General features: G+C 45.3%; 20 protein-coding genes. 12 read left to right on the top strand and 8 right to left on the bottom strand.

Features of this window, described 5'->3' with window-relative positions:
* Positions 1 to 38: 38 nt before the first annotated feature.
* From ACN6KS_RS05735 to pbfA, 4 genes are read left to right on the top strand one after another with little or no spacing between them, the layout of a single operon-like run.
* Positions 39 to 1040, top strand: coding sequence for an extracellular solute-binding protein (locus ACN6KS_RS05735; RefSeq protein ID WP_440961552.1), 1002 nt, complete (start codon positions 39 to 41; stop codon positions 1038 to 1040).
* Between the two features lie 28 nt (positions 1041 to 1068).
* Entirely contained in the window at positions 1069 to 2163 is a 1095-nt protein-coding gene (phnW, locus tag ACN6KS_RS05740; RefSeq protein ID WP_440961553.1) for a 2-aminoethylphosphonate--pyruvate transaminase, read from the top strand.
* Positions 2160 to 2975, top strand: a complete 816-nt coding sequence (gene phnX, locus ACN6KS_RS05745; RefSeq protein ID WP_094874047.1) for a phosphonoacetaldehyde hydrolase — start codon at positions 2160 to 2162, stop codon at positions 2973 to 2975. Before phnW ends, phnX begins: the two co-directional genes overlap by 4 nt.
* Positions 2965 to 4320 carry a (R)-1-hydroxy-2-aminoethylphosphonate ammonia-lyase gene (pbfA, locus tag ACN6KS_RS05750; RefSeq protein WP_440961554.1) on the top strand — a complete coding sequence of 452 codons (1356 nt, stop codon included), beginning with the start codon at positions 2965 to 2967 and terminating at the stop codon, positions 4318 to 4320. Before phnX ends, pbfA begins: the two co-directional genes overlap by 11 nt.
* 116 nt (positions 4321 to 4436) lie before the next feature.
* Here pbfA and ACN6KS_RS05755 read toward each other — a convergent pair whose 3' ends face one another.
* On the bottom strand, positions 4437 to 5495 hold the full coding sequence (locus ACN6KS_RS05755) for a UvrB/UvrC motif-containing protein (RefSeq protein ID WP_256990016.1): 1059 nt from the start codon (positions 5493 to 5495) through the stop codon (positions 4437 to 4439).
* A gap of 165 nt (positions 5496 to 5660) precedes the next feature.
* Between ACN6KS_RS05755 and ACN6KS_RS05760 the strand changes: the two genes are divergently transcribed.
* Positions 5661 to 6407 (top strand): hypothetical protein, encoded by a 747-nt coding sequence (locus ACN6KS_RS05760; RefSeq protein ID WP_094874045.1) that lies wholly within the window; start codon positions 5661 to 5663, stop codon positions 6405 to 6407.
* Positions 6408 to 6792: 385 nt separating this feature from the next.
* Here the strand turns inward: ACN6KS_RS05760 and ACN6KS_RS05765 are convergent, their stop codons facing one another.
* Together ACN6KS_RS05765 and ACN6KS_RS05770 are read right to left on the bottom strand one after the other, a co-directional pair.
* Positions 6793 to 7761, bottom strand: coding sequence for an S-layer homology domain-containing protein (locus ACN6KS_RS05765; protein ID WP_440961555.1), 969 nt, complete (start codon positions 7759 to 7761; stop codon positions 6793 to 6795).
* Positions 7762 to 7847: 86 nt separating this feature from the next.
* Entirely contained in the window at positions 7848 to 8639 is a 792-nt protein-coding gene (locus ACN6KS_RS05770; protein ID WP_094874043.1) for an SDR family oxidoreductase, read from the bottom strand.
* A 177-nt stretch (positions 8640 to 8816) separates the two neighbouring features.
* Between ACN6KS_RS05770 and ACN6KS_RS05775 the strand changes: the two genes are divergently transcribed.
* Complete coding sequence (locus ACN6KS_RS05775; protein ID WP_440961556.1) at positions 8817 to 10796, top strand: GTP-binding protein; 1980 nt, start codon at positions 8817 to 8819, stop codon at positions 10794 to 10796.
* Between the two features lie 111 nt (positions 10797 to 10907).
* Positions 10908 to 11426, top strand: coding sequence for a GNAT family N-acetyltransferase (locus ACN6KS_RS05780; RefSeq protein ID WP_094874041.1), 519 nt, complete (start codon positions 10908 to 10910; stop codon positions 11424 to 11426).
* A gap of 465 nt (positions 11427 to 11891) precedes the next feature.
* Here the strand turns inward: ACN6KS_RS05780 and ACN6KS_RS05785 are convergent, their stop codons facing one another.
* Positions 11892 to 12455: a CGNR zinc finger domain-containing protein gene (locus ACN6KS_RS05785; RefSeq protein WP_341133906.1), complete on the bottom strand. Its 564-nt coding sequence runs from the start codon at positions 12453 to 12455 to the stop codon at positions 11892 to 11894.
* Between the two features lie 168 nt (positions 12456 to 12623).
* On the opposite strand from ACN6KS_RS05785, the gene ACN6KS_RS05790 reads away from it, so the two are divergent.
* Complete coding sequence (locus ACN6KS_RS05790) at positions 12624 to 13118, top strand: DinB family protein (RefSeq protein ID WP_179281735.1); 495 nt, start codon at positions 12624 to 12626, stop codon at positions 13116 to 13118.
* 79 nt (positions 13119 to 13197) lie between these two features.
* Here ACN6KS_RS05790 and ACN6KS_RS05795 read toward each other — a convergent pair whose 3' ends face one another.
* On the bottom strand, positions 13198 to 14091 hold the full coding sequence (locus ACN6KS_RS05795) for an AraC family transcriptional regulator (protein WP_341133907.1): 894 nt from the start codon (positions 14089 to 14091) through the stop codon (positions 13198 to 13200).
* A 174-nt stretch (positions 14092 to 14265) separates the two neighbouring features.
* On the opposite strand from ACN6KS_RS05795, the gene ACN6KS_RS05800 reads away from it, so the two are divergent.
* Both ACN6KS_RS05800 and ACN6KS_RS05805 read left to right on the top strand, forming a co-directional pair.
* On the top strand, positions 14266 to 17628 hold the full coding sequence (locus ACN6KS_RS05800) for a DUF5107 domain-containing protein (RefSeq protein ID WP_440961557.1): 3363 nt from the start codon (positions 14266 to 14268) through the stop codon (positions 17626 to 17628).
* Between the two features lie 122 nt (positions 17629 to 17750).
* Complete coding sequence (locus ACN6KS_RS05805) at positions 17751 to 17921, top strand: hypothetical protein (protein WP_156113060.1); 171 nt, start codon at positions 17751 to 17753, stop codon at positions 17919 to 17921.
* Between the two features lie 75 nt (positions 17922 to 17996).
* Here ACN6KS_RS05805 and cmpA read toward each other — a convergent pair whose 3' ends face one another.
* Together cmpA and ACN6KS_RS05815 are read right to left on the bottom strand one after the other, a co-directional pair.
* Positions 17997 to 18134: a cortex morphogenetic protein CmpA gene (gene cmpA, locus ACN6KS_RS05810; protein WP_094874036.1), complete on the bottom strand. Its 138-nt coding sequence runs from the start codon at positions 18132 to 18134 to the stop codon at positions 17997 to 17999.
* 65 nt (positions 18135 to 18199) lie between these two features.
* The gene (locus tag ACN6KS_RS05815; RefSeq protein WP_440961558.1) at positions 18200 to 18562 is read right to left on the bottom strand and encodes a hydrolase/acyltransferase; all 363 of its coding nucleotides are present in this window, start codon (positions 18560 to 18562) and stop codon (positions 18200 to 18202) included.
* Positions 18563 to 18682: 120 nt separating this feature from the next.
* Here ACN6KS_RS05815 and ACN6KS_RS05820 point away from each other — a divergent pair, with 120 nt between their 5' ends.
* The gene (locus ACN6KS_RS05820) at positions 18683 to 19153 is read left to right on the top strand and encodes a SprT family protein (protein ID WP_081382729.1); all 471 of its coding nucleotides are present in this window, start codon (positions 18683 to 18685) and stop codon (positions 19151 to 19153) included.
* 13 nt (positions 19154 to 19166) lie between these two features.
* Here ACN6KS_RS05820 and ACN6KS_RS05825 read toward each other — a convergent pair whose 3' ends face one another.
* A complete protein-coding gene (locus tag ACN6KS_RS05825; RefSeq protein WP_440961559.1) occupies positions 19167 to 19805 on the bottom strand; it encodes a pentapeptide repeat-containing protein in 639 nt (212 codons plus the stop codon).
* Positions 19806 to 20009: 204 nt separating this feature from the next.
* Here ACN6KS_RS05825 and ACN6KS_RS05830 point away from each other — a divergent pair, with 204 nt between their 5' ends.
* Positions 20010 to 26831 carry an S-layer homology domain-containing protein gene (locus ACN6KS_RS05830; RefSeq protein WP_440961560.1) on the top strand — a complete coding sequence of 2274 codons (6822 nt, stop codon included), beginning with the start codon at positions 20010 to 20012 and terminating at the stop codon, positions 26829 to 26831.
* Positions 26832 to 26957: the final 126 nt, after the last annotated feature.

The following is a 26957-nucleotide window of genomic DNA, read 5'->3' on the forward strand; positions in this document are numbered from 1 at the left end:
TTTATATAAAAAAAACCAGTTAAAGTGAGGGAGAATTTATGTCTAAGAGAATTAAGGGAATCAAGGGAATCATGTTGTCTATTGTGGCTTTGAGTTTGGTGTTTACATTAGCAGGCTGCGGAAATAAAGCATCGGGTGATGCGAGTAAAGTAGTGATTTTGACCAATGCGGATGAAGAAGCTGTAGCCTCTATGGAGTCTGCGCTAAAAGGTGCGGGGTACGAGGGGCAATATCTCTTTCAATCCTTGGGTACTTCTGAGCTGGGTGGAAAGCTGATGGCAGAGGGAGACAAAATTGAGGCTAACCTGATCACGATGAGCTCTTATTTTGTAGAAAGTGCGCAAGAGAAACACAAGATGTTTAAAGATCTATCGTTTACGACGAATGCGCTAGACTCCTATCCAGCTTACTATACGCCAATCTTGGCGAATACCGGTGCTATTTTTGTAAACACAGCGGTGCTTAAAGATAAGGGCCTGGCGATGCCAACGTCCATTAAGGATTTAACAAAACCAGAATTTAAAGGCTTGGTATCTGTTCCGAACATTATGGACTCTTCGACAGGATGGTTGTTGGTTCAGGCGATTATTTCGCAATACGGGGAAAAAGAAGGTAAAACGGTTCTGCATGATTTAGTTGCTAATGTAGGCCCACATCTGGAAAGCTCCGGTTCCGGTCCGATTAAAAAGGTAAAAGCAGGAGAAGTAGCTGCAGGATTTGGACTTCGTCATCAGGCAGTACTAGCTAAAGAAGAAGGCGCACCCATTGACTATGTAGATCCGACAGAAGGCAACTTCTCACTTACAGAATCCGTAGCCGTGGTGAAAAAAGACGATGCAACGACAGAGCTGGCTATGAGAATGGCAGAAACGATTATTAAAGATGCTAGAAAAGACTTAATTACAAATTACCCAGTAGCTCTTTATAAAGATGAAACGGTTAGTGATATCCATAAACCTGCACACAGTATGAAATTTGTTAAGCCGTTGACTGTGGAACTGCTGGAGCAACATCAGCAATTCTTTAAAGAAGCGAAATAATTAAGATTAGAACAAGGAGTGAAGGGCCATGAACAACTATAAATTGCTGACACCCGGTCCATTGACAACTACTAACACGGTCAAAGAGCAAATGCTCTTTGACCGTTGTACTTGGGACCAGGACTATAAGAACATTACGCAACAGATCAGATCGAGCCTACTGGATTTGGCAGGTGCAACGAACCAAGAATACACAGCTGTTCTTATGCAAGGCAGCGGAACATTTGCAGTGGAATCCGTGCTGACTACGGCGGTATCAGCCGATGATAAGCTTCTGATTATTACAAATGGTGCCTACGGGGAACGTATCGTGCAAATGGCTGAATATATTGGACTTCATTATCGTGCGCATAGTGCCCTATATAATGAATTCCCCCTAGAAGCAGAGATTAGAGGGATTCTTGAAGAGGATCCAGCCGTTACCCATATCGTGATGGTGCATTGCGAGACAACGACAGGGATTCTAAACCCGCTTGAGATGATTTCACAACTGGCAAAAGCGTACGATAAAACTTTAATTATCGACGCGATGAGCAGCTTCGGTGGAATAGAGATTGATGTACCTGGGCTTGGAATTGACTATTTAATCAGCAGCGCCAATAAATGTATTCAGGGTGTTCCGGGATTTGGGTTTGTCATTGCCAAGCTGGATAAGCTGCTCACCTGTAAAGGGAATGCACGTAGTCTATCACTAGATCTATACGATCAATGGAAGGCGATGGATGCGGATGGGAAATGGCGCTATACATCTCCGACCCATGTAGTGGCTGCATTTTCGAAAGCGATTGAAGAACTCATCGAAGAAGGCGGTATTCCTGCAAGGGCAGCAAGATACCAGAATAATAACCGCGTACTGAGAGAAAGACTTGCGAGAATAGGAATAGAGGCGTATATCACAGACGATAAGCAGTCTCCTATTATAACCACCTTTCTTTTTCCGGATGAGACATTCAGCTTTGAAGATTTCTATGAATATGTGAAAGAAAAAGGCTACGTCCTCTACCCAGGCAAATTAACGGAGCACGACACCTTCCGGATTGGGAATATTGGTGAGATTTACGAAGAAGATATTCAGAACTTATGTAATATTATCGAAGCATACATGGGAGGAATGACACAATGAATCAAGTCGAAGGCGTAATTCTGGACTGGGCAGGAACAGCGGTAGATTTTGGCTGCTTTGCACCGGTGAATGTGTTCCTTGATATTTTTCGGGAAGCTGGGATTGAAGTTACGATGCAGGAAGCTAGAGCCCCTATGGGGATGCTGAAAATAGATCATATACGTGCGATGTTATCCATGCCAAGAGTAGGTGCCATGTGGGAAGAAAAGTATGGCAGAGCTTTTACTGAACAGGATGTAGAGAACCTGTATGCTGAATTCGAACCGGCCCTGATGGCATCCTTATCCGAATATACTGATCCGATTCCGGAGGTCATTGAAACTATTCAAGTCTTGAGAAATCAAGGGCTGAAGATTGGCTCGACCACTGGATATACAGAGTCCATGATGGATGTTGTGATTCCGAATGCCGCTCGAAAGGGCTATCAGCCTGATTATGTAATCACTCCGGATGGAACACATTCACTGGGAAGACCTTACCCGTATATGATTTATCATAATATGGAAGCTTTAAAGTTATCGGCAGCATGGAAGGTTGTTAAGGTAGGCGATACGATTTCAGATATTCAAGAAGGTGTTAATGCAGGCGTCTGGTCCGTAGGTGTAATCATTGGAAGCTCTGAAATGGGGTTAAGCGAGGATGAATTTAATGCACTTTCAGATGTGGAGAAGGAGACGGTGATCTCTGCGACACAGACCTCTTTTATACAAAACGGGGCAGACTTTACGATTCAATCGATGAGTGAGCTGCCTCAGCTGATTGGGCGAATCAATGTCCTGATTTCTCAAGGAATCAGACCTTATGCGAGATAATCATGAGCTACAAAGAGAAGGTGACATTAACTTTAGCCCCTTGCGGAAAGAGTGGATGAACCAGTTAAGCGCTGTGAGTGTAGACAGGATCGAAGCGGACGAGCGTGCATATATGCGTCAATCCATGTCAACGCCGTGCTTGAACAGTATCGTAGATGCTGAGGGATGTTATATCACAGATGTGAATGGACGCAAATATCTTGATTTTCATGGAAATAGCATTCATCAGATTGGCTATAAGAATCCTTACGTAACTGAAGCTGTGAAAAAACAGCTCGGCGATCTACCGTTCATTCCAAGAAGATTTACGGCAGATATTGCGGTGAAAGCTGCGGAAGCTTTAATCAACAAAACGACCTCAAAGGACTATAAAGTATTATTTACGCCTTCCGGAAGTGCTGCTGTAGGTCTGGCCCTTAAGATTGCTCGCAAATGGACAGGGAAGCATAAGGTCATCTCCATGTGGGAGTCCTTTCATGGCGCGGGGCTGGACACGATCGCTGCCGGAGGAGAATACGTATTTAAAAAGGACATGGGCCCGCAAATGCCGGGAATGCTGAAAGCCATTCCTTTTAATGCATACCGCAACCTGCTGGGAAGTCATTCTCATGAAATAGTTTCTACCTTCTGCCTCGACTATCTGGAGTATATGATTCAGCATGAAGGAGAGATTGGAGCGATCTTACTTGAGCCTATTCGGGCGACGGATACGCATATCCCGCCTATATCTTATTTCACAAGATTAAGAAAAATATGTGATGAATATGGAATCCTATTGATTTTTGATGAAATTCCAACAGCGCTAATGCGAAGCGGAAGGTTCTACGTCCATCAGAATTTCGAGATCGAACCGGATATTCTCGTGCTCGGAAAAGGGTTAGGCGGAGGGGTGATCCCACAAGCTGCGGTGCTTACCAGAACGCAATATGATTGTGCGGCGGATATTTCTTTGGGTCACTATACCCATGAGAAACCGGCGTTAGGAAGTGCGGCGATCTGTGCCACCATCGATTATATCGATGACTTAAATCTGCAGGAACAATGTATCAGCAGGTCTGAATTTGTAAGAGGCAAGCTTGTGGCTCTGTCAGCTAAACATCTTTGCATAGGAGATGTCCGTATTGCCGGACTACTGATTTCTATTGAACTTGTGAGGTCCAGAGACACTAAAGAGAAGAATGAGGAATTAGCTGAGCGGGTCCTGTATTATTGCTTGGAGAATGGGCTTTCTTTTAAATTAGCTGGAGGGAACTGCATCACTTGGCATCCTCCGCTTATTGTGTCTGAAGAGCAATTAACTTTTGCAATTAATCTTCTGGATGAAGGATTAAGTAAATATAGCTGAGAGATAGGCAAGCTTCAAAACAGGTTTCTTCCGCTCCGTACATGGGGGGAGAAACCTGTTTTGTCGTTTAAGGCGTTAACGCCCGCCTTTGTCGTAGTCAAGACCCATATCTAGAATTAAAAATTATACAAATGGGCTGGAGCAGCATTTAAAAAGATACGCAACAGCTCGTCCACCGCAATGTCTAGACGGGGAGGACTTTCGGCTGCAAGCCAATTCTCTTGCACGATGATATAGCTGCAGGAGCTGCTTTTTAAATAGCTGTATATAATTTGTGCTTCGTCAATTTCATGGCGAGTAATTGCTGCCGGGGCCTGGTTAAGTTCACCGCGGAAAGTATCTACAATCGCTGATGTTATAACGGCTTGCAGGTGAGTAATATCGGGTTGATCGTATTCAAGCTTAGTATGCGCCAGGATGCGATTGCCTTTGAGCAATATGAGTTTAAGCGTTTGTTCATCCATGGCTTCAAGGATTGCGATATTCTGATTCTCTGCAGCGAATTCAATAACCTTCTCTTTATGATTCAGGAAGCTGATGGCTCCGATGTAATCCCTATATTTGGCGGCGGTTTCGAAGTCAAATTGCTCTGCAGCTTCAGTCATCTGCTGCTCCATCTCCACAAGGAGGCTGGAATCTGTTCCGTTTAGTAGGGCAATGACTTTATCAATGATTGTATTATATTGAACGGCAGCATCGCCGCCTGCACACATCCCTATACATAAGCCAAGCGAATGATTTAGGCATAAAGAATTTTTGAAGCTTGGATTGCTGCAAAGGATTTTTGAGCTTTCCTTGATGCCTTGCACGGCTCTTTCCACGGTACTTCTACTTGTGTAGGGACCCCAAATATGGTTACCTTTATGGACAGCAGGATCATAAGTTATATCTAACGAAGGCATTTTATCATCCGTTCCTATTACAATATACGTATAGGCCTGTGGATTTTTCATTTTTCTATTGTACATGGGCTTTATTTCTTTAATTAATTTGCACTCCAGCATAAAAGCCTCAAATTCGGTATCTGTAAGGATAATATCCAAATCTTTAATATGGCGAACGAGCTGTTTTACCTTTGGGGAATGAGACTTCGAGTTTTGAAAATAGGATTTTACTCTTCGTTTCAGCTGTTTCGCCTTACCCACATATATAATATGGCCGAGGCCATCCTTCATGAGATACACGCCGGGAGTCAGGGGAAGGCTCTTTAGTTTCTCTGATAAATCGATAGTAACGCCTCCGTCAATCAAGATCTTATTAATAGTTTTAGTATAAGCTTGCAACCTTCATTTGTTCAAATCAGTCTGAAGAATAGAGAATCAATGATAAGGAGGGATCTAATGTACTTCGCAAGAAATATAGGTGGGCTCGCGCTGATAGCAGCTATGCTATGGCTTGCAGCATGCAGTGGAACGCCGGAAGCGGGAACGGAACCGAAGGTGACCCCCGAGCAGACGCAAATGCAGATGCCAGAGCAAACGCCAGAGCAGACGCAAGCTGCACAACCAGCGGCTACTACGGAGCCACTACAGGAGACGGAGCCATCAAGCACGGATCAGCCACTGGATCAGGAGGGACTTCCGCCAACTGTAGAGGAAGCTGCGACGACAGTCATAAGGTCAATTAAAAATAAGGATATGAAGCAGTTGGCGGCCTGGGTTCATGGGGAGAAAGGATTACGCTTTTCTCCATACGCACATGTGGATACGAAGAAGGATCTTGTATTCACCAGGGATGAAGTAGAAGGATTAATGAATGATTCCACCAAAAGGGTGTGGCGGACATTTGCTGGCACGGGTGATTTAATTGAGATGACATTTGCAGATTACTACAAGCGATTTGTCTACGATGCGGACTTTATGCAGATGGCTGAGACTGCTGTGAATAAGGGACTTGGGCAAGGGACGACAATCAATAACCTAAACGAAGTGTATCCCAAGGATCAATACGATTTCGTCGAGTATCATATTGCTGGCATCGATCCTTCAGTGGAGGGGATGGACTGGCGCAGCTTGCGCCTAGTTTTTGAGAAGATTGGAGAGGATCATGCTCTAGTAGGCATTATTCATGATCAATGGACACCCTGAGAAGTAGAGGTTTTTTATGCCAATAGCGACTATGAGTCCTTTAGAAGTCCAAATATGTGATAAATAAAACAGAGCTTGGGTTAAGTGTATGGAGGGAAATAAATAACAAACAAGGGGTGTCTCAGCAGCCATTTTATGGCTTTTGAAGCACCCCCTTGTTTGTTTATAAAATGAACTTAGAAACCTGAGGAAAGGGAATGGAGTAGGGAAGGGAATTTTGGAACTGTAGGAGTGATAGCGTCCGCCTTTGTCTCCGGATTTCAACCACTATAAGCGGTACAAATCAAGAAAATCTGGAGACAACAGCGGCTGGAAGTCCAAATATTCACTGTAGCTGCGACTGACCCTTAATTCTAAAATCTCAAGTTCAATCTATATATACCTTTTATTGCGTAGCGCTAGAAGAAGATGTAGTTCCGGATACCGATTTAGCGATCGCTTTATATCCCTCTGGCAGATAAGTGACAACAGATGCTTTTGAGATCACCTGTGCGTACATTTTTCCTGGTTCAGGAGCAGTCACATTAAAATAAATGACAGCGGTCTTGTCTTTGCCAAATTCGATTCGCTCAATCACTAGTCCATATCCTGGATGCGGTAAGTTGTTAACGGTCAGCGTAGCCTTATTTACTCCTTCACCCGCTTTGGTTAATGTAACCTCAGTCTCATAGGTTGGAGTAGTAGGTCTGCCATTAGACACAATTACGCGTTTGGCAAAAGCAGCTGCATCGTAGGTTAGAGCGGCTGCTTCCGAGCGGGTAATGGCATCATTTGGCCGGAAATTACCGTTCTTATCGAGTGTGGCGATATGCGTATTCAGCAGGATCTGGAGACTATTTATAACCTCTGTAGAAAGTTTATCGCCATCCTTAATGTCTACATACATCAGTGTAACCGGGAAGTTACCTTTACTTTGCAGTGCTTGCGTCAATAAGTGAGCGAACTGAGCACGGGTGATGGTTCCGTTAGGATCTACTGTTCGATCAAGTGAAAGACCATTTTGCTTAGCAGTCAGGAAGGCTGAAGCATACCAGGATTTGTCGTTCACCTTATCAAAATAATCACTGGCTTTGGATGAGCTGTTACCCGCCTCTGGCTTCGGAGACAGATTCAGACCACCAACGATGAACTGAATGCCTTGGGCAAAGCTTACTTTAGATTTAGGCGCGAACTTATCTCTGTCTACTCCATTTATAATTCCCTCTTTATGCAGGGAGTTAATTTTTGCTTCCGCAGGATCACCTTTCAAATCCGAAAAAGCAAAAGCGGATGCTCCAAATGACAGGCTTGCTGCTAGAATACCGCAGGCTATCGTCATTGTTTTGACATTACTTATGAATAATGATTTCTTCATTATGCGTCACCTCCATACTCTTAGATGGTAGATTAGACCAAAATGTTGCAGGTCATTTAAAATATTATGAAGATTCAAGTAAAACGTTATCCGCGAAGGAGTGACTCGGCACCATCTACATAGATCTCAGTTCCTGTGATATGGAAAGACTCATCCGAGGCGAGAAATAATACTAGATTGGCTACTTGTTCAGGTTTACCGGGCGCATTTTCCAGAGGATGATTGCCTTTCGGAAATTCTACAGGAATCTTCACTTCTTGAAGATCATCGCTCTTATCCGTATTATCTCCAATTTGAGTGTCGATCGATCCAGGACAAACCGCATTTACGCGGATACCGTATTGCGCCAGCTCTAACGCAGCCATTTTCATAAAAGCGACTTGTCCAGCCTTGGAAGAGGAGTACGCAGCAGCACCAATGTTCGAGAACACTCGATTTCCGTTAATAGAGCTAGTGATAATGATGCTGCCGCCATTTTCTTTCATATGGGGGATAGCATATTTTACTGTGGCAAAGGTACTGCGTAGGTTGGTATCTAACGTCTGGTCCCAATCTTCGATTTCTAGTGTTTCGATTGGAGCCCATGTACCATTAATGCCGGCATTCGCAAAAATAATATCAATCTTTTGAGCCTCATCCGCAACCTTACGAATACTTTCTTCGACAAGACCTGGATTGGAAACATCGCATTCGATAACTGTAGCTGTACCCCCAATGGATTCAATTTCACGTTTAGTTTCGTAGGATTCCTCCGGGGTCCGATCAAGCATATACACCGTTGCTCCGTGCTGGGCGAACCGTATGGCGGTAGCTTTTCCGATACCAGAACCTGCGCCTGTGACTACTGCAACTTTATTTTGCAAACGTTGATCTAACATGATGAATTTCCTCCTTGGCGTTAGACTTCTTAACTTAGTAATTACATACCCGGCACAGCTGGATTTAACCAATTTAGTAGGAGGGTGGAACAACAAGGAGGGATGTATTACTATGAGACATAAGGATGTGTACAATATAAATTTAGATCAATCTAGCTCATGATAGGGGTACTATAGATGATTCAGCAGCAGGGAGCAGAACGGATTAATGTGGGGATATTTGCCCATGTGGATGCCGGCAAGACAACAACAACAGAGCATATTTTGTATGAAAGCGGTCGCATTCGGGCGCTTGGCAGCGTAGACACTGGGACAGCATTGACGGATTCTATGGATGTGGAGCGGCAACGAGGAATATCCGTTCGGGCGGCATTAGCTTCTTTTGAATGGAAAGGCGTGCAGATCAACCTCGTTGATACACCGGGACACGTCGATTTTTTGTCAGAGGTTGAACGGTCTTTGCGAGTGATGGATTGTGCGGTGTTAATTTTGTCGGCGGTAGAGGGTGTGCAGGCTCAAAGTGAGATGATCTGGAACGCGCTGAGGAAGCTGGGAATACCGACGCTTATTTTTATGAACAAAATGGATCGTGTAGGTGCAGACCCTGAGGCTGTGCTGGCACAAGCGAGAAATTATTTATCTAGTGATATCATTCCTGTTCAGCAACCGATAGGCAAAGAGCAGGAGTACATAGAAGCTATTGATTTATGGGGAAGGGATGCTGATCCTGCTATACAGACAGAATTATTAGAGGCATTGGCTGAGCGGGATGAAGACCTGCTGGAGACGTATATGTCAGGCAGTCCGATTGATCTTGCAGCCTGGAAAAAATATATGAAGACAGCTTCCGCTTCAGGACGCTTCTTCCCAATGGTTTATGGTGTTGCCGCCAAGGGGCTTGGCATTACTGCATTGCTGGACGCGATGGTTGAGTATTTTCCGCGGGCTGGTGGGAATGTTGAGGGTGCGGTGTCAGGTATCGTTTACAACATTCAACGTGATAAAAGCATGGGGCGAATGGCGTTTGTCCGCCTTTATGAAGGGATGATCCGTAACCGCGATACGGTGATGAACTACACACAGGATATTCAGGGGAAAGTGACCCAGATCCGCAAGGTCGAGGGCGGCCGTACTGAGGATGTCGGAGCGCTTGAAGCGGGCGATATCGCTGTACTCTATGGTCTATCGGGGGTGCGGATCGGAGATGTGCTTGGTCATCCGGAGGCGATACCGGCGGAAGCGAAGCTCGCTGTACCGCTGCTAACGGTGCGCGTATTCTGGGGAACCGATATGGATGACCATAAGGTTATCGGAGCATTGCAGGAGCTGGCGGATGAAGATCCGCTCTTGGATACGCAGTGGCTGCAGGATGAGCGGGAGCTGCATATCAAAGTAATGGGGCCTATCCAGCTGGAGATTCTGAACAGTGTTCTGGAGGAGCGATATGGCCTCAAGGTCACCTTTGGCCAGCCCTCTGTCATTTATAAAGAAACGCCAGCCTCTGTTGGGGAAGGTTTTATAGCATATACGATGCCTAAGCCATGCTGGGCGATTCTGAGGTTTCAGATTGAGCCTGGATCTCCTGGCAGCGGTTTAGTTTATGATTCGATAGTGCGGAGCTCCGATCTACTGCCGCAATATCAGAGCGAGACCGCACGCCGTGTACCAGAAGCCTTGCAGCAGGGCTTGTACGGCTGGGAGGTTACCGATCTTAAAGTGACCTTGATTGAGGGACAGCATCATGTATGGCATACCCATCCGCTGGATTTTGCCGTAGCGACGCCAATGGGGATTATGGATGGACTCGCACGGGTAGGCACTAAGCTGCTGGAGCCGATTCTTCAGGTTCGTATCGTTGTCCCTGAGGAGAATGGCGGCCGAGTGATGAACGACTTGGTTCAGATGCGCGGCACCTTCGAGCCACCTGTGCTGCAAGGCGAGCGGATGATCATCGAAGGGCGTTTGCCGCTGGCAACGTCGCTTGATTATCCCGTTACTTTAAGCTCCTACACAAAGGGGCGCAGCACATTCACTTCTTTTTTTGCCGGCTATGAAGAATGTCCACCTGACGTATCTGCTGAGCGCACCCGCCGGGGTGTGAATCCGCTGGATCAGGCGAAATATATATTAAGCGTGCGTAAGGCATTGCAGGGGTAAGTTAAGAAAGAATTAACCAGAGAATCCATAAGCAGTTATTACTCATAAGGAAGTAATGTCAATGCTGGACTAGCTGAAGCTTTTATCCGAAATCTAAAGGGGGATTATGAATTGAAGTTCAGAGAAGCAACATCTAGGGATATAGACGGGATCGCTTTCGTTCACGCTTCGAGTTGGAAAACTACGTATAAAGGGCTAATATCGGACGAGTTTCTGGATAGTATTACCGTGGAAGCTAGAAAGAAGCGTTGGATTCTGAATTTTGAAAATCCCCATAAAGACGAGGTCATGTATGTAGCTGAAAATGAGGCGGGGACGATTATTGGATTTGGAAATGGAGGAGCCCGAAGAGAGGCAGATATGTATGATGCAGAGCTATACGCACTTTATTTGCTTAAGGAATACCAAGGACAAGGTCTAGGGAAGCTGCTCATAAGAAGTGTAGCACAGCATTTGATGGAAAAAAGTTATAGCTCGTTCATGACTTGGGTGCTAGTGGGCAATCCGGCGATTCATTTTTACCACAAAGTGGGTGGCGAATCTGTTGCGATGAAGGAAGTGAAAATTGGAAATGAGATGGTTGAAGAGATCATGATCGGGTGGAGAGATATTAGGGTTATAGGTAGATAAGCCAACCTAATAGGCGGGATTTTTAGCTCGGATGGAGCTTCCATTCCTCCGCATCATCTGGAATATAGGCATAGAAAGCCGATGGAGCTCCCCATATTAACTGGAATATAGGCGTAGAAAGCCGATGTAGCAAGGTGTAGGAGCTTGTAGATGTATTTTGTGCAACTATTCTCCCCGCGAATAACTCTCCAAAGGAAATAGCTGTATTTCATACACCTATTTTCGTGATTTATCACGTTATGGGTGAATTCTCTAGGTTTTAAGTGTATAGAATACAGCTAAAGTCACAATAAGTCCATTTGCATACGGAATAAGTGTATGAAATACAGCTATTCCACAGATAAATAATCGAAGAAGCGTTGCCTGGTTGTTTTAGTAACAGGGATCGTTCAATTGCTAGAAAATGCTGCTAGAGGACAACAGCTCAGCTAGGTCATATATCGGACCCCTCATCAAAGCGACTTTTTATTCCCCCTCAGACTCAGCCTTCTTTCGCGCCCGGAACCGTCTTACCTTCATGAGATTGCCGCAGGCCTTGTCATCGCAGTAACGCTTAGAACGGTTACGTGTATCATCGTAATACACCCAAAGGCAATCAGGATTATCGCAGATGCGGAATCGAGAGGGCTCTTTTTCAAGCAATGCCTCCGCAAAAGACGCCGCTATCTCCGCCATTACCTGCTCCCAGCCGCTATATAGTGGTAATAATGAAATCTCCGCTTGATCGTCGCTATTCCATACAATTCGTCGCGTAACAGGACCCTTGTCCATATAGACATTGAGCTGCTTCAGCATTTCTCCATCCATCGATTTTCCTTGTACAATAGCCTGTACCCATCCCCATAGTAGGGAACGAAGCGCTTTGAGCTTCTTCAGTTCTATAGTATTTGGCATTTCTGTTTCTAGTAGAGTATACTTCTTCAACTGTTCTGCTAGCCACTCCGGATCTTCGAGCTTATCCCGGTCCTTATTCTTATTCCCTGTTCGCCAATCCCGCCAGTAACTGTTAATGAAATCCTCCCACAACACGTTCGGTTCATCCTTTCCGCACAACCCTCGATAACATTAATTGTAACAGTTAAAAATAAGATTAGCTAGTTACTTGAAAGGATGGTGGAATTATGCTACATTTCTTTTGTAACAACTATATTATGGTTTAAGTAGTTACATAATTCAGTTAGGATTAGGAGGTTGAACATGCAAAATAAAATCAGTGAGGTTTTGCTGCAAAATTGGGATTATTGCATGGATGTCGAGGATTGGGCCCCGCCGTTAAGTGATGCACTGGAAGGTGTGGACAGTAAACAGGCACTTTGGAAGCCAGAGGGGAATGCAATCAATTCTATCTGGGAGACGGTCAACCATCTAACATATTATAAGGTGCGTTTGCTGCGAAAGTTAAAAGGGTTACCCAAACATCCTGATGCTGAAAGCAACGATGATACCTTCACTGTAACAACGGAAGGGGAAGAAGCATGGGCGAAGGCCGTTGCAGACCTGAAGGAGGTGCACGCTTCACTTAGAGAAATCATTGAAGCGTTGGAAGAAGGCGCATATGATTGGGGTGGTTCGGGTCATGCCCCAGGGGAAGAGGTAATGAGTCTTATCCTGCATGATTCATACCACACCGGACAAATTATTATGCTTCGTAAACTGCAAGGCTCCTGGGTTTCCAACCGTAGTTTTAATTAGAACCTCTACAACAAAAATATAAGCCACACTCCTCTATACTGGTTTACCTGGTGCAGCGGTCGTGTGGCTTTTCTTTATTTTAACCTTTTGGGGTGCTTCGATATTGAGTCGGCGAGCATCCCATTATTTTTTTGAACAATCTAGAAAAGTAGTAGGGGTCCTGCATCCCGATAGCACTAGAGATTTCTTTAATATGTAGATCGGTTAATGCCAGCATTTGACTGGCACGCTGCATTTTGAGGCGCAGATAGAATTCAATCGGGGGAACCCCGGTTTCTTGATTAAATAAATAAATTAGATGCTGCTTCGATAACCCCATATGCTTCGCTACATCCGGGAGTGAAATGGAGCTGTTGATTCGATCCGTCATGTAGCGAATGGCTTGCTCAAGATAACGTTCGTTCTTTTTATCTTGCTCAGAGTTCATGGTACTCAATCCCACATGGCTGATCAGATGGCGAATGCACTGAGACACATAAATATGATTACTCATAGCATACGGCTTATCCGATAGCAGGGCATAACATTGCTCGAAATCGTCGATCCATTGGGTATGAAGGTTCAGGGTAAAGGTTAGCGGTTCTTTATCCAAGGCATAGGTTTCAATCAACGCAGCAGCATGTGTTCCTTTTAGATGCATCCAGTAGATCGTCCAGGGGTTCTCATTTGAAGCGCCATATCGATGGGGCGTTCCGGCAGGAATGACAGCTAATTGTCTTGCTTTTAGTTGAATCAGCTTATTGAGAGGGCTCTCCATCCACCCTTCACCCTCTACGCAATACATAAGAATATGCGATTCACATCCTTGTGGACGCTCTCGATAATGAAACTTCGCTCTTGGGAAGCAGCCAATGTCACTTACATAGAAGGAATTTGTTAACGGATTCTCATGTAATTCATTCATCATGAAATCGGGCAGCACAAAAAGCTTCTGCTCATCGAAGCCATCCGGCTTTAATGAGATATCTGTCATGATAACCCTCCTTTTTAAGAACATAATTTATTTATTTAAAATAACAACCTATTCATAAGGAGAATATTATTTTTAGGATAAGAATATTGTCCATCAGTTACAGATTATCGTCAATTGTTTAAAAGCGTATTCAACGATAAATTAGAGCTATATCACGAAGGAGGAGAGAACGAAATGAGTATGAAAGAGCCTTCTAGAATCTTAACGAACAGCGTCCACATCTGGGGGGAAATGGTTGAAATTCCTACCTATGAAACAGGAGAACCCGATAAAAATCCAATGTTCCTAGAGAAGCGAGTCTATCAAGGCAGCTCGGGGCGAGTATATCCACATCCTGTGGTTGATAAAATTATGGATGAGAAAGAAATGAAATCGTATCAGATGGTCATGCTCGAAAATGAATATGTACGCATCGAGATCATGCCTGAAATTGGTGGCCGTATCTATCGTGCTCTGGACAAGACGAACAATTATGATTTTGTTTATTACAATCGCGTGATTAAACCTGCACTTGTGGGTCTGGCCGGGCCATGGATTTCGGGCGGGATTGAATTTAACTGGCCGCAGCATCATCGTCCGAACACGTTTGGCCCTGTGGAGCATGTGATGACGGAGAATGAAGATGGCAGTGCAACCGTATGGGTGAGTGAAATTGACCGGATGTATGGAACGAAGGTCACAACGGGCCTCACGCTGCATCCAGGAAAAGCCTATCTCGAAGTTACTGCACAGCTATATAACCGCACTTCGGAGCCACAAACCTTCTTATGGTGGGCAAACCCTGCGGTTGCGGTCAATGACCATACGCAATCGGTGTTTCCACCGGATGTCACAGCCGTATTCGATCATGGTAAGCGTGATGTGTCCAGATTCCCTATTGCAACAGGAACGTATTACAAGATGGACTATTCCGAAGGTGTAGATATTTCGCGCTATGCAAATATCCCGGTTCCTACGTCATACATGGCGTTCAAATCCGATTATAATTTCGTGGGCGGCTATGATCATGGGGTTGAAGCGGGTCTGCTTCACGTAGCGAATCACCATGTATCTCCGGGTAAAAAGCAGTGGACTTGGGGGAACGGCGAATTTGGTCAAGCATGGGATCGTAATTTAACCGATGAGGATGGACCCTATATTGAATTAATGACAGGGGTATTTACAGATAATCAGCCCGATTTCACTTGGCTCCAGCCGTATGAAGAGAAGTCATTTACACAATATTTCATGCCTTATAAGAACATCGGTATAGTGAAAAATGCCTCAATGGATGCAGCTGTCAATCTTGAGGTGGATGAGGCTTCCCGGACTGCAACGGTGATGGCCTACGGAACTTCGGTATTCGAAGGAGCGGTTATTGAGCTAAAAGGTCAGCATAGAACATATGTGAAGGAGACGGTTACGCTCTCTCCAGAACTGACCTACAAATCAGTTATTACGTTAGATGATGAAGATCAACCCCATCAGTTAATCGTAACGGTATATGATGCGAATGGAAACAGCCTTATCTCATATCGCCCAGCGATGCCTAGCATTGAGAAGGTCCCCGATGCAGCAAAGCCACTTCCGTTGCCGGAAGAATTAAAAAGCACAGAGCAATTGTATTTGGCTGGTGTTCACCTAGAGCAATACCGCCATGCCACGTTCGAGCCAGAGCAATACTATGAAGAAGGCTTAAAAAGAGATGCATCCGATATTCGTCTGAATGTGGCCTATGGAACGCTGCAGCTTCGTCGGGGATTGTTCAAGCAAGCGGAGAATCATTTCCGTACAGCTATTCAATCGCTGACTTGGCGGAATCCAAACCCATACGATAGTGAAGCCTATTATCAGCTAGGTGTAGCACTTCGACTGCAGGATCGCAATGAAGAAGCATTTGCTGCCTTCTATAAGGCAGTATGGTCTGCAGCATTCCAAGACAGTGGATACAATGCATTGAGTCAAATTGCTTGTAAACGTGGGGCGTATGAAGAAGCGCTGGAGCTTGGAACTAGAGCTTTGGGACGTAACACAAGAAACTATAAAGCAAGACATGTAAAAACAGCACTTTTACGCAAGCTTGGACGTTATTCTGAGGCGATTACATTCGCAGAGGAGACATTGAAACTAGATATCGCGGACTTCGGGGCAGCGTACGAGAGAGTGCTTACGCTTACATTGCTCGGGCGACAAAAAGAAGCAGCTGAGGCTCAGATGAAGCTTGCACAGTTCATGCGAAACGATGCGCATAACTATTTAAATCTGGCTTCCGATTATGCAGGCAGCGGATTGTTCGCGGAAGCTGCACAGGTGTTAGAGCAGATTTCTATGACATCGAATGAACCCATGTATCCGATGGTGCATTACACATTAGCTTATGTTTACGAGAAGTTGAGCCGTAAGGAAGAGGCGACAGCGCAGCGTCAGCTTGCCCAATCCGCATCTTCTGATTATTGCTTCCCGAATAGCTTGTTTGAGCTACAGGTATTAGAAAGTGCGATTGCCTGCAATCCGCTAGGTAGTAAGGCTTATTATTATCTAGGAAATCTATGCTATGACAAAAAACGTGCCGACGATGCCATTCGCCATTGGGAGCAATCCGTCGCACTTGATGATCGTTTTCCGACGGTTCATCGTAACCTTGCGCTTGCTTATTACAATAAGCGTAATGATGCTGAGGCTTCCTTGCAGTCACTTAAACAAGCTTTCCAGTGCAATACGAATGATGCGAGAGTATTCTACGAGCTGGATCAACTGTATAAGAAGATGGGCGTTTCTGCTCAGGAGCGTATGGCGAGACTGGAACAGCATATGGCACTTGTGGAGAAGCGTGATGATCTATACCTAGAATATGTGACGCTACTGAATTTGCTTAGCAAGCATGAAGAAGCCTTGTCCGTTCTATTACGACGTCAATTCCATCCATGGGAAGGTGGCGAAGGGAAAGCTACGGGACAATATGTTTTGGCGCTTGTTGAACGGAGTAAGCAGGCGAATCAGGAAGGCCAATATGAAGAGGCTATCTCATTATTAACATGTGCACTTCATTATCCAGAGAATTTAGGTGAAGGTAAGCTCGATGGGGCGCAAGAGAATAATGTGTATTATGAGCTTGGTGTGGCTTATAACGGATTAGGCAAGATGCAAGAAGCTGCTCGACACTGGGCGATTGCGTCTCAAGGCTTGGAAGAACCAGCCAGCGCGATGTACTACAACGATCAGCCGCCAGAAATGATCTTCTATCAGGGCTTAGCATGGGTACAGCTGAATCATCCGAAGGAAGCGAACCGGCGTTTTAATAAGCTGATCGATTTCGCAGAAAGACATCTCTTTGATGAGGTGAAGATTGATTATTTTGCCGTATCCTTACCTGATTTCCTCGTATTCGAGGATGATCTGAATAGACGTAATCAAATACATTGCTTGTTTATGATGGGTTTAGGCTTATTAGGCTTAGGGAAAATGGCAGAAGCGAAAGAACGATTTGAGGAAGCGTTGCACTTGGAGCCGAACCATCAGGGAGCTCGTATTCACAAGGCGATGTGCTTGAAAGCGTAAAAGAAATAGAGCAGTTTCATGATGCCGGATAATAACTGGTTCGATTTGGAATTTTGTTTCAACTCTGAAAGCCCCGGGTTAATGGAGACTATCTACCAGCCTATATTCGAAAGGAGAGATTGATGATGGAACCGGGCTATAAAGATAGAAGCGTTGAAGTGGAGCATACAGAGGTGCAAAGGAAATCGGATTCCAGTGTTGTCGCATCTACCTTTATTAAATATGCTGCTTATATTATTATTTTTTTCGGAGCACTTTTCTTCTTGGTCAGATATGTATTCCCTATGTTCTAATTGGGAACACCACGAATCCTATACAAAAATCCATCCCCTGTAAGAAGCGGGATGGATTTTTGAATGTAACGAATCCTATAAATTTCTCTGGATGGAATCCGGTGATTCCGCAGAATTACGATAAAAGAACCAGCACTCGTTCAGCAGCTTGATCTGACGGCGGTCTTTTTTGTAATAGGCTTTCATCAGTTGATGGCAGAGCCACTGTGGCAAGGGTATCACTCCTCTAACTGCTTACGTAAGTTAGCATATGGAGAAATGAGCCTAAAGGTGACGATTTACAGAATGCTTTCTGCTTCCTCTTCATACCACTGCTCTAATTGAGCTTGCAGCGCCCGAATCTCGGTCAGCAGGGAAATGAGCGGATAGTTCTTCTGCTCCTGAACAGAGGCAAAGGCCTGTTCCAATCTATTGATATAATCCAGGCCAGACTCCAGGGAGTAGTCCTCACGCAGCAGATCCAGGGAATCGCATTCAGCAATGGCTAAGGGCAGATCCGGTACATTATCGGCTGTCAGCTTGTCGATTTCTTTGTTTAGACGTAAATTGAGCGCACTTAGCTGGTACGCATATTCCTCGGGCATTTCCACGAATTGCAATCGTTGATGTTGTTGCAAAATTACATACCGCATTTTCGGCATTGGTCATTCTCCCTCCGTACTTGTCTTCCTTCTTGACAGTTTAGCCTATGCACAAGTTACAATTCAAGTAGAGATCTTAATTCCCGTGGAAAGGACTTGTGATAGAACGCTATGGAAACGATGAGCAACGAAGAGCTGCAGCTGTGGATTGAGCAGGTATCACGGGACAGCTTTGGCGTACCCTTTAGGCACAAGGCAAGCTTTAACAGCCGATTATCTTCAACAGGTGGTCGATATTTTACCAAGAGCCATAATATAGAGATTAATCCCCATCAGCTTGCTATGTTCGGTAGAGAAGAGACGGAGAAAATTATAAAACACGAGCTTTGCCATTATCATCTGCATTTGGCGAAGCGAGGGTATATGCATCGTGACACGGATTTCAAAAGACTGCTGGCACAAGTCGGCGGGAGTCGCTATTGTCAGACATTGCCGGGTGCCAAAGCACGGAAGTCACTGCCTTATCGGTACAAGCTGATCTGTACAGCGTGTGCCATGGAGTATCCGCGTAAGCGAAAAGTAGACCCAAAGCGCTACCGATGCGGCAAATGTTCGGGTAAGCTGAAGCTGCTGGCACTGGAAGTCCAGTAAGCAGGCAAGGGTGTTATTTTATAACCAAACCCATCAATCCTACAAAGGAAACAGCTTGCTGAGGCGAAATGATGCATCCCTCTAAATCTTGTATATCCACGATCAAGCCACTGAACTCGCAGTCACTAAGATCGATCCCGTTAAGCTTTGATCCTGACATTGTGGCTTGATCAATATTACATTCGCTGAAGCTGACCTTCTGAAGATTCGATTGGTAGTAATCCGAGCTCATCAATGAACTATTCTCAAAAGTAACCTGCTTCAGATTCGCCAATCGAAAGGTCGCGAAATCCCCGATACAATCTACCACGCGAACATTCTGGAATCTGCCTCTTGTAAAGTCCGTACCGATGAGCTTACAGTTTCTAAACTCGGTTCGATGAATAATCGCATTCGTAAAATCCACATTGGATAGATCGCATCGCTCAAAAATCACATCCATCAGCTCAATCCCCGTTAAGGACGACTCGATAATCGTTACATTTTTAAAAATCACTTGATCAAAGCTGACCTTATTAGCCTCTTGATTAACAATAACAGTATCGCTTATGCTGCAACGACTGAATTCATCTTTAGTTTGTAGTGAGTATATTTGCTCAGGGAGTAGAGCTTCTGGATCGGTTATTTTAGGTGAATCCATTTTGAATTTCATATGTACCTCCATTTGATGAATGCTTTCTTCTAATTAAATTAACTATCATAGGGTTTAGCAGATTTGTCAATTTTCATATGCGCTAAGGTCTTGCGGTAGATACGTACAAATACACCTTTTTCTGGATAAAATCGCACATCGTTTTGTAAGCGTTGTCAAACTAAGATGGAAGGGAAGTCCATATTAGGAAGAGGGGGCACATTTATGAAACGATTCAGGTCCGCGATGGCGGGTCTGCTCGCGATGCTGCTGATTTTCTCAAGCTTGCCTGTGAGGGGAATCGGTAGCGGTTCCGTAGGAGCAGAAGGGGCCAACGGAACAGGCGCAGGGCTAATTCCATCAGGGACAGTACTCATCAAGAATAAGTGGAAAAATAATTTCTTATATGAAACGTCTGACGGTATCGTGCGTTATGGCATGACCAATCCAGCGGACACATCATCGCATTGGACAGTGGAGACGGTGAATGGTCTGTCACGCATTAAGAATGTGAAGACCGGTCACTACATTACACTGGCTGGTAATAACGGCAAAGAGGATACGCTTAAGGCGGCAGATCTCCAAGGAGCGGGAAGTGTTAAGGATGAGTGGTTGATCGATACTTCCAATAGAAACGGATACATGATCATCCGAAGCGCGAGCGTGCCTGAGAGTAAGCTGGTGATCCACGAGGAGAATCAGCTTGGTTATGCGCAAGTAAGCTCGGATATCAATATTACGTTTGAGAGTCCACAGTGGGCTTTTATCGACCCTAATGCAGGAACAGTGCCTGTACGGTTGGAAAGCCGGATGCGTCCCGGTCAGGTGATGTATGAGGAAAAAGGAAATGTACTTTACGGCAAACAGCCTTTAAAGAATGAGGCAGCCCAGTGGTTTCTTGAGCCGGGAACGGACGATGGAACACTGATGATTCGAAACCGTGAGACGGGCCATTATATTAAGCAAAATGAAGTGACTTGGGCAGGTGTTTTTTCGCAAGAAATCGATGCGGAGAACGTAAAGCTAAGTGAATGGGTGAAAGAAGATGCACCAGGCGCGGATGGAGCGGGTTTCATTACCTTAAGTAATAAAGGATTAACCGACGGAGCTACACCTTTATGGCTGAATCCTCAGTTTGATGAAGACAATAACGTGCGCTCTAACAGTTGGCCGGGTGAAGCAACCAGTCATAATGCTCAGTGGAAAATCGTACCTATTTCCGAGTTGCAGCCTATACGCTTGGCCACTTATACAGATGCACAAGTAGCTACAGATTTCTTGTATGAATCCGCAAATGGCGCGCTTAAGCACGGATTAATTGCTCCAGATCCTGCTGATTCATCCGATTATCTATGGTATATAGAGGATTATGACGGCAATAAACGTATCCGTAATGCAGCTACTAATCATTATCTTTCATATAGTGATGGCACAGCCAAGGCTGAGCAGATCAGTGGAAGCCAACCATCGGATCAATGGAATTTTAAAGATTCTGATGATTATGATGATTATCTGACACTAGAAAATGTAGAGAGCAACGGCATCTATTTATCTACCTTGGGTGGAGACAGTGCTGGAGCAATCGGGGATGCGTCTTCATTGAGCGCCCAGTGGCAGCTTCTAGACCCTAATACACCAACGGATGGCACCATTCCATATTATCGTATTCAGAATGGCTGGAAGTCTTTTTATTGGTATGAGTCTGCTGACGGCCTCTTGAAATATGGAAATATGCAGAAGGATGGCTCAGATCAATGGCTGATTGAGAAATATAATGGCCGTAAGTTATTCAAGAACAAGAAAACAGGCCACTACATTAACACGATGAATATGCCAGATGGCCATATCCAGGTCACTGAGCTTCCAGACAGGAATAATGTGGAACGAGAATATATCTGGACAGGCAAAAATATTGGCGACAACACATACGTAATCAGCAGTGTTCTCGATAAGGAACCTAATAAATTCCCTGAAAAGTTTATCTCACTCCAGAATCTTACGAAATACGCTGAGTATGGTGTGATCAATCCAGGCTGGGGCAGCCCACAATGGCGATTTGTTACCGTTACTGAGAAAAAGCCGGACTTGTTCCGCTTCAAGCTAGACGCTGTAAATGGTGAGGATCAATATCTTAAGGATGGTCCTTTGTTGACTTCTCCAGCTTTACTACAGGAATTGCAAGAATCTAAGACGGTTACTGAAGCTGTTTATGATTCACAGGGCGCTGAAGTAGTGGTGCCGCAGGATAAGCCGGAATCTACAACCTCTGACACCAATCTTGCCCCGCTAGCTGCTGCCAACGAGGATGTGACTGTAGGCCAGGCTACTTATGGTCCACTTGATTTGAACGACGATTCTTTTGTCTGGCAGCTGCAAGAAATAGCTGGCAGCAATGGATCTGTGAAGATTAAAAATAAAGCTACAGGACGTTATCTCTCCCTGGAGCATATAGGTGGGGCTGTAGATGAAATTGAGCCTAACGTAAGCGTTCAGACATTACAAACTGTATACGATGTATGGGCCAGCATTAAGTGGAAGGTGGATACGCAGGCATCCGGTGTGACTACCATTATGAGCTCGTGGGCGGGTCATTATATCTACGGTGCTCCGGATGACAATGGCAATCCTATTCTACGAATCAGTAAAGCAGCAGATGCAGTGGATCGGAAAAGTGCACACTTTACCGCTGAAGCCGTTGAAGCGATTGCGCCACCGCTCCCTGCTTACCCTGTAAGATTTAAGAATGCAAGCAGTGGGGAGTATTTATACGAGAATGAGCGCGGCGTTGTTCTGTACGGACAGCCGTCAGCAGACAATGGATTCTCACATTGGAATATATCTTTGGAGGATGGTAAACAGACGATTATCAATCGAGCAACAGGACATTATTTAACATTGAATGGAGATTATTCATACTTGGAGAGCAGTATCGCGGAACCGGCTATAGACGGAGCATCTGCTTGGGAAGTAAGCTTGGCTTCCGATTATACGCACTACACTATTCGTAGTCTCTATGGAGAATACGACGATGAATTAATAAACATTGCGAATAAGACGGGATATGCAGAACGTGCGCTCCTACTAGAGAGTGACGGCTTAGCGCAATGGACACTTGAAGCGGCTCAGCAGGAGTTTACTACTCCGTCTGGAGAACTGCGCAATAACGATACAACAACTCCAGTTCAGAATGATACCAACATGATAACGATCGTGCCAAAAGGGCTGACTGGCAAAGTATTGGCTGAACAAGAAGGGGCACTCGTATATGCAGAAGCCTCCAACACGGCGGCTCACTCCCAATGGATCGTCCAAGATGTAAATGGACGTAAACGCATAATGAATGTTCAGACCAAACAATATCTTTCTTTAAATGAAGCAGACCAAGCCGTCTTGTTAGCTTCTGGGGAAACGGAACGTTCCCAGTGGACCCTGGAAGAGAAGTTAGGCTACAATCTCCTGAGAAGTGCGGATAAAACGGGCTTCCTTACTCATGACGCATCGGCTGTTCAACTGGGTTCTGCTGTGGGTACTGACAGCGTTCTTTGGAGCTTCTTGCCTATCCCTACAGATGCAATTTATGCAGGAGGAGAAGCATTCCAAGGCGATCATGTTATACGGTTTGCAGTCAATGCTCAGCAGGCTGGACAATATGATGCCGTTGTTCGTTACAAGAATAATTCCAGTAATGTAACGGATCTGCTGCTTGAGGTGAACGGCCTGAAGGAAGCGGCTAAAGTGAATGTGGTCAATACTTCCTCTTGGAAGACTGAACAGGTGAAACTGAAGCTGCGTGCAGGAATCAACACCGTTTCTCTAATTAATGACAATATCGATTGGAGCAAAGTAACCATTGATAGTCTGACAGTCAAAAATAGTGTGAACAAAGTTTATCGCGGAGCAACAGTTCCTTATATCAGCTATGAAGCTGAGGATGCAGTCACTAACGGAACTCTGATCGGTCCTTCGCGGAAATATCGCACGATGGCTTCCGAGGCTTCTGGACGACAAGCCGTCGCCTTGAAGAATACTGGGGACTATATAGAGTTCAAGCTTGCAGAAGCAGCAAATTCTATTGTTCTTCGCTATTCCATTCCGGATAGTCCGGATGGTGCTGGTGGGGAGGAAACGTTGACCCTATTTGTAGATGGAGTTAAGAAACAGCTGAATCTAACTTCAAAATACGCTTGGGAATATGGCAGCTACCCATGGTCAAATGATCCACGCCAAGGTAGTGGACACCGCTTCTTTGACGAAATCCATGCTCTGATTGGCGATGCTCCTGCTGGAGCGACTATTCGTTTAGAAAAGGGAACAGGAGACCATGCAGCTTCTTATGTCATCGATCTGGTGGATATGGAGCAGGTAGCTCCTGAGTTAACTCGTCCTGACGGCTTTATTTCGGTAACGGATTTTGGCGCGGTAGCGAATGATGAGGGTGATGATACCGCAGCCTTCAAGGCAGCCCTTGCCGAAGCGAATGCGACAGGAAAAGGGGTGTGGTTCCCAGCGGGTACCTTTAATGTTGGAGAGGGTCTGCTCGATCTGGATAAGGCTGAAATCCGAGGAGCCGGCATGTGGTATACCGTGCTGAATGGAGCCAAATTCTACGGTCACGGCGGCAAGATTGGCGTATACGATCTACTGATTGAAGGCGGCATTAATGTACGGGATGATGAGGCGTTCACGAACGCTTTCCATGGTGCTTTTGGTCAAGGCTCGGTCATTCAGAATGTATGGATTGAACATACCAAAGCAGGCTTGTGGTTAACACAACCGATTGGTGAGAAGGCTCGCACGAATGGTCTGTATATGGCAGGTCTTCGAATCCGCAATCTGATGGCGGACGGAATTAACTTTGCCGTAGGCACTGGCAACAGCATGATGGAACAAAGTGACATCCGCTATCCAGGGGATGATGGAATTGCGATGTGGTCGTTCACAGATGCCAAATTGAATGATATGAATGGTACGGAACGTACACTGAGTTATAACAATACGGCACGCTTTAATAACGTCTCATTACCGTGGTTGGCCGATAACATTGTGGTCTTCGGTGGTAAAGATAACAGAATTCAAGATAACGTGGTAAAAGACACTGTGACTAACGGAGCCGGGATCGCTGTATCTACCCGTTTCTCCGCAGAGCCGTTCCAAGGAACGACTATCGTTGAGCGGAATACATTGCTTCGCACAGGTAGTTATGATTCCGGTTATGGGGTGAATCTCGGTGCGTTATGGCTGTACGCTGGTGAGAGTGAACTGAAAGGAAAAGTGTTCATCCGTAACAATACGGCGCTCGACAGCACCTATTCTGGCCTGATTGCCCACGGTAATCTTGAGGGAGAAGCGCTCACGACGATTGATGGAGTTGTGCTGACGAATAATGTCTTAGACGGGGCAGGCACAAGTGGTATAGAAGTTACGAAAAATCTGAAAGGTAACCTGCTCGTCGACAACTTGATTATTCGTGGCGAACGGATGAATCTCCTGACTAATGCATCTCCTGAATTAAGCATTATAGAACAAAACCAAGGAATAGCCACAGCTGTTAAACCTTTCTCCATCAAGCTAGCAGATGGACAGAGCGGACCTGTAGTATTAGAGCAGGGTAAGTCTGCTACCCTTCAGGTACTGGACAAAGAAGGAACGGATATTACTACACAAGCTACCTTTAAGATTATGAACAGTGATATTGCTACATTTACAAACGGCAGTCTTAGTGGAACTAAAGTGGGAAGTACAGATTTCACGGTAACTTTTGGCAACGAGATGAGAATGTATACACTTGAGGTGGTAGGACCAAATGGTGGAACAGATCCGGTGGAACCAACAAGTACTCCTAGTCCGACAGACTCTACGGGGTCAGTAAATCCTGTTGCACCTGTTGCTACTCCAACGCCTACACCAGCTGCTAATCATGATGTGCAGCTAAAAGCTAAGGCGACTGCTGGGCAGACGGTTATCGAGATTTCAGCTAACGGCGACGGTATAGCCCGCTTTAGTGCAGAAGCTTTACGCAATGCGGCAGCACTCAGCCCGAATGCGGTGCTTGTCATTGGAAGTGGCGATATGAGCTATCGCTTCCCATTGGGACTTGTAGAGAGTGTACTGAAAGCTGCGCAGATGCCAGCGGGCACACTGGAGTTCCAACTAAGTCCGCTAAGTGGAAAAGGACTGGAACAACTGCTTGCCAAGGCTAAGCAACAAGGCTTTATGGTGCAAGGAACTCCGGCAAGTGTCACCTTAAAGGTCACAGATGGTAAAACCATTGTACTTGCAAATGGGTTCGGTACCACATATGTGGAACGTACATTTATCATTAAGGAGTCCATAGACGCTAAGAATGGAGTAGTCCTTATTTACGATGAACTGACGGGTTCCTTCCGTTATGTACCTGCATTGTTCGAGCTCGTAGGTGGGATTACCAAGGTTACTGTTAAGAGCAATAGTGCGAGTGGTATATTCTTCGCTGCGCTGCACCCTGTGACCTTTGGAGATCTTTCTTCACACTGGGCGAAGAATGAGATCGAGATGCTTGCCAGTCGATTGATCTTGACCGGACAATCCACAGATATGTTTGCACCTCAGAAATCTGTCAGTCGTGCCGAGTTCGCAGCCATGCTGATTCGTTCACTAGGGCTAGTCGCTGCGAACACAACGAAGACTTTCAGCGATGTGTCCGATTTATCATGGTATGCAGCAGATGCCAGAGGCGCTGCAGCCTTAGGACTGGTTCAAGGCTATGAGGATGGAACCTTCCGTCCGAATGCTCCTATTACACGGGAGCAAATGGCTGTTATGGCAGCTAGAGCACTGAAGCTGTTGAACCTTGGAGGTGAAGAATCTGGAGCAAATTCGGCTACAAATGTTTTCACAGATGCTTCATCGATTTCTTCTTGGGCTAAAGAGGCGGTGGATGTCTTAACCGCAAAAGGAATCATGAAAGGCCAGTCCGCAGACAGCTTTGCACCTGACAGTGATACTAGCCGTGCAGAGGCCGCTGTGATCTTAGCGAGATTACTTAAAACTGCTGGATTATTAAATTAGTTTTCGTTATAAAAGCTACAATATTCTACTAAAAGAGCAGCGATTCTCGAGTAATTGGAGAATCGCTGCTCTACGTTTTTTTTGGACGAACATATTTGGTGATTTTCATGCCAATCGCGACTAGAG

The organism is Paenibacillus nitricinens (assembly GCF_052056485.1).
Lineage (GTDB): Bacteria > Bacillota > Bacilli > Paenibacillales > Paenibacillaceae > Paenibacillus_AQ > Paenibacillus_AQ nitricinens.

Excerpts from the sequence above, each read along its gene's own strand:
- ACN6KS_RS05760 (WP_094874045.1), top strand. The coding sequence starts at position 5,661 with ATGTACTTCGCAAGAAATATAGGTGGGCTCGCGCTGATAGCAGCTATG.
- ACN6KS_RS05815 (WP_440961558.1), bottom strand. The coding sequence starts at position 18,562 with ATGCCGAAAATGCGGTATGTAATTTTGCAACAACATCAACGATTGCAA.
- pbfA (WP_440961554.1), top strand. The coding sequence starts at position 2,965 with ATGCGAGATAATCATGAGCTACAAAGAGAAGGTGACATTAACTTTAGC.
- ACN6KS_RS05755 (WP_256990016.1), bottom strand. The coding sequence starts at position 5,495 with ATGAAGGATGGCCTCGGCCATATTATATATGTGGGTAAGGCGAAACAG.
- ACN6KS_RS05830 (WP_440961560.1), top strand. The coding sequence starts at position 20,010 with ATGAAACGATTCAGGTCCGCGATGGCGGGTCTGCTCGCGATGCTGCTG.
- phnX (WP_094874047.1), top strand. The coding sequence starts at position 2,160 with ATGAATCAAGTCGAAGGCGTAATTCTGGACTGGGCAGGAACAGCGGTA.
- ACN6KS_RS05800 (WP_440961557.1), top strand. The coding sequence starts at position 14,266 with ATGAGTATGAAAGAGCCTTCTAGAATCTTAACGAACAGCGTCCACATC.
- phnW (WP_440961553.1), top strand. The coding sequence starts at position 1,069 with ATGAACAACTATAAATTGCTGACACCCGGTCCATTGACAACTACTAAC.
- ACN6KS_RS05735 (WP_440961552.1), top strand. The coding sequence starts at position 39 with ATGTCTAAGAGAATTAAGGGAATCAAGGGAATCATGTTGTCTATTGTG.
- ACN6KS_RS05820 (WP_081382729.1), top strand. The coding sequence starts at position 18,683 with ATGAGCAACGAAGAGCTGCAGCTGTGGATTGAGCAGGTATCACGGGAC.
- ACN6KS_RS05765 (WP_440961555.1), bottom strand. The coding sequence starts at position 7,761 with ATGAAGAAATCATTATTCATAAGTAATGTCAAAACAATGACGATAGCC.
- ACN6KS_RS05775 (WP_440961556.1), top strand. The coding sequence starts at position 8,817 with ATGATTCAGCAGCAGGGAGCAGAACGGATTAATGTGGGGATATTTGCC.
- ACN6KS_RS05790 (WP_179281735.1), top strand. The coding sequence starts at position 12,624 with ATGCAAAATAAAATCAGTGAGGTTTTGCTGCAAAATTGGGATTATTGC.
- ACN6KS_RS05770 (WP_094874043.1), bottom strand. The coding sequence starts at position 8,639 with ATGTTAGATCAACGTTTGCAAAATAAAGTTGCAGTAGTCACAGGCGCA.
- ACN6KS_RS05795 (WP_341133907.1), bottom strand. The coding sequence starts at position 14,091 with ATGACAGATATCTCATTAAAGCCGGATGGCTTCGATGAGCAGAAGCTT.
- ACN6KS_RS05825 (WP_440961559.1), bottom strand. The coding sequence starts at position 19,805 with ATGAAATTCAAAATGGATTCACCTAAAATAACCGATCCAGAAGCTCTA.
- ACN6KS_RS05805 (WP_156113060.1), top strand. The coding sequence starts at position 17,751 with ATGATGGAACCGGGCTATAAAGATAGAAGCGTTGAAGTGGAGCATACA.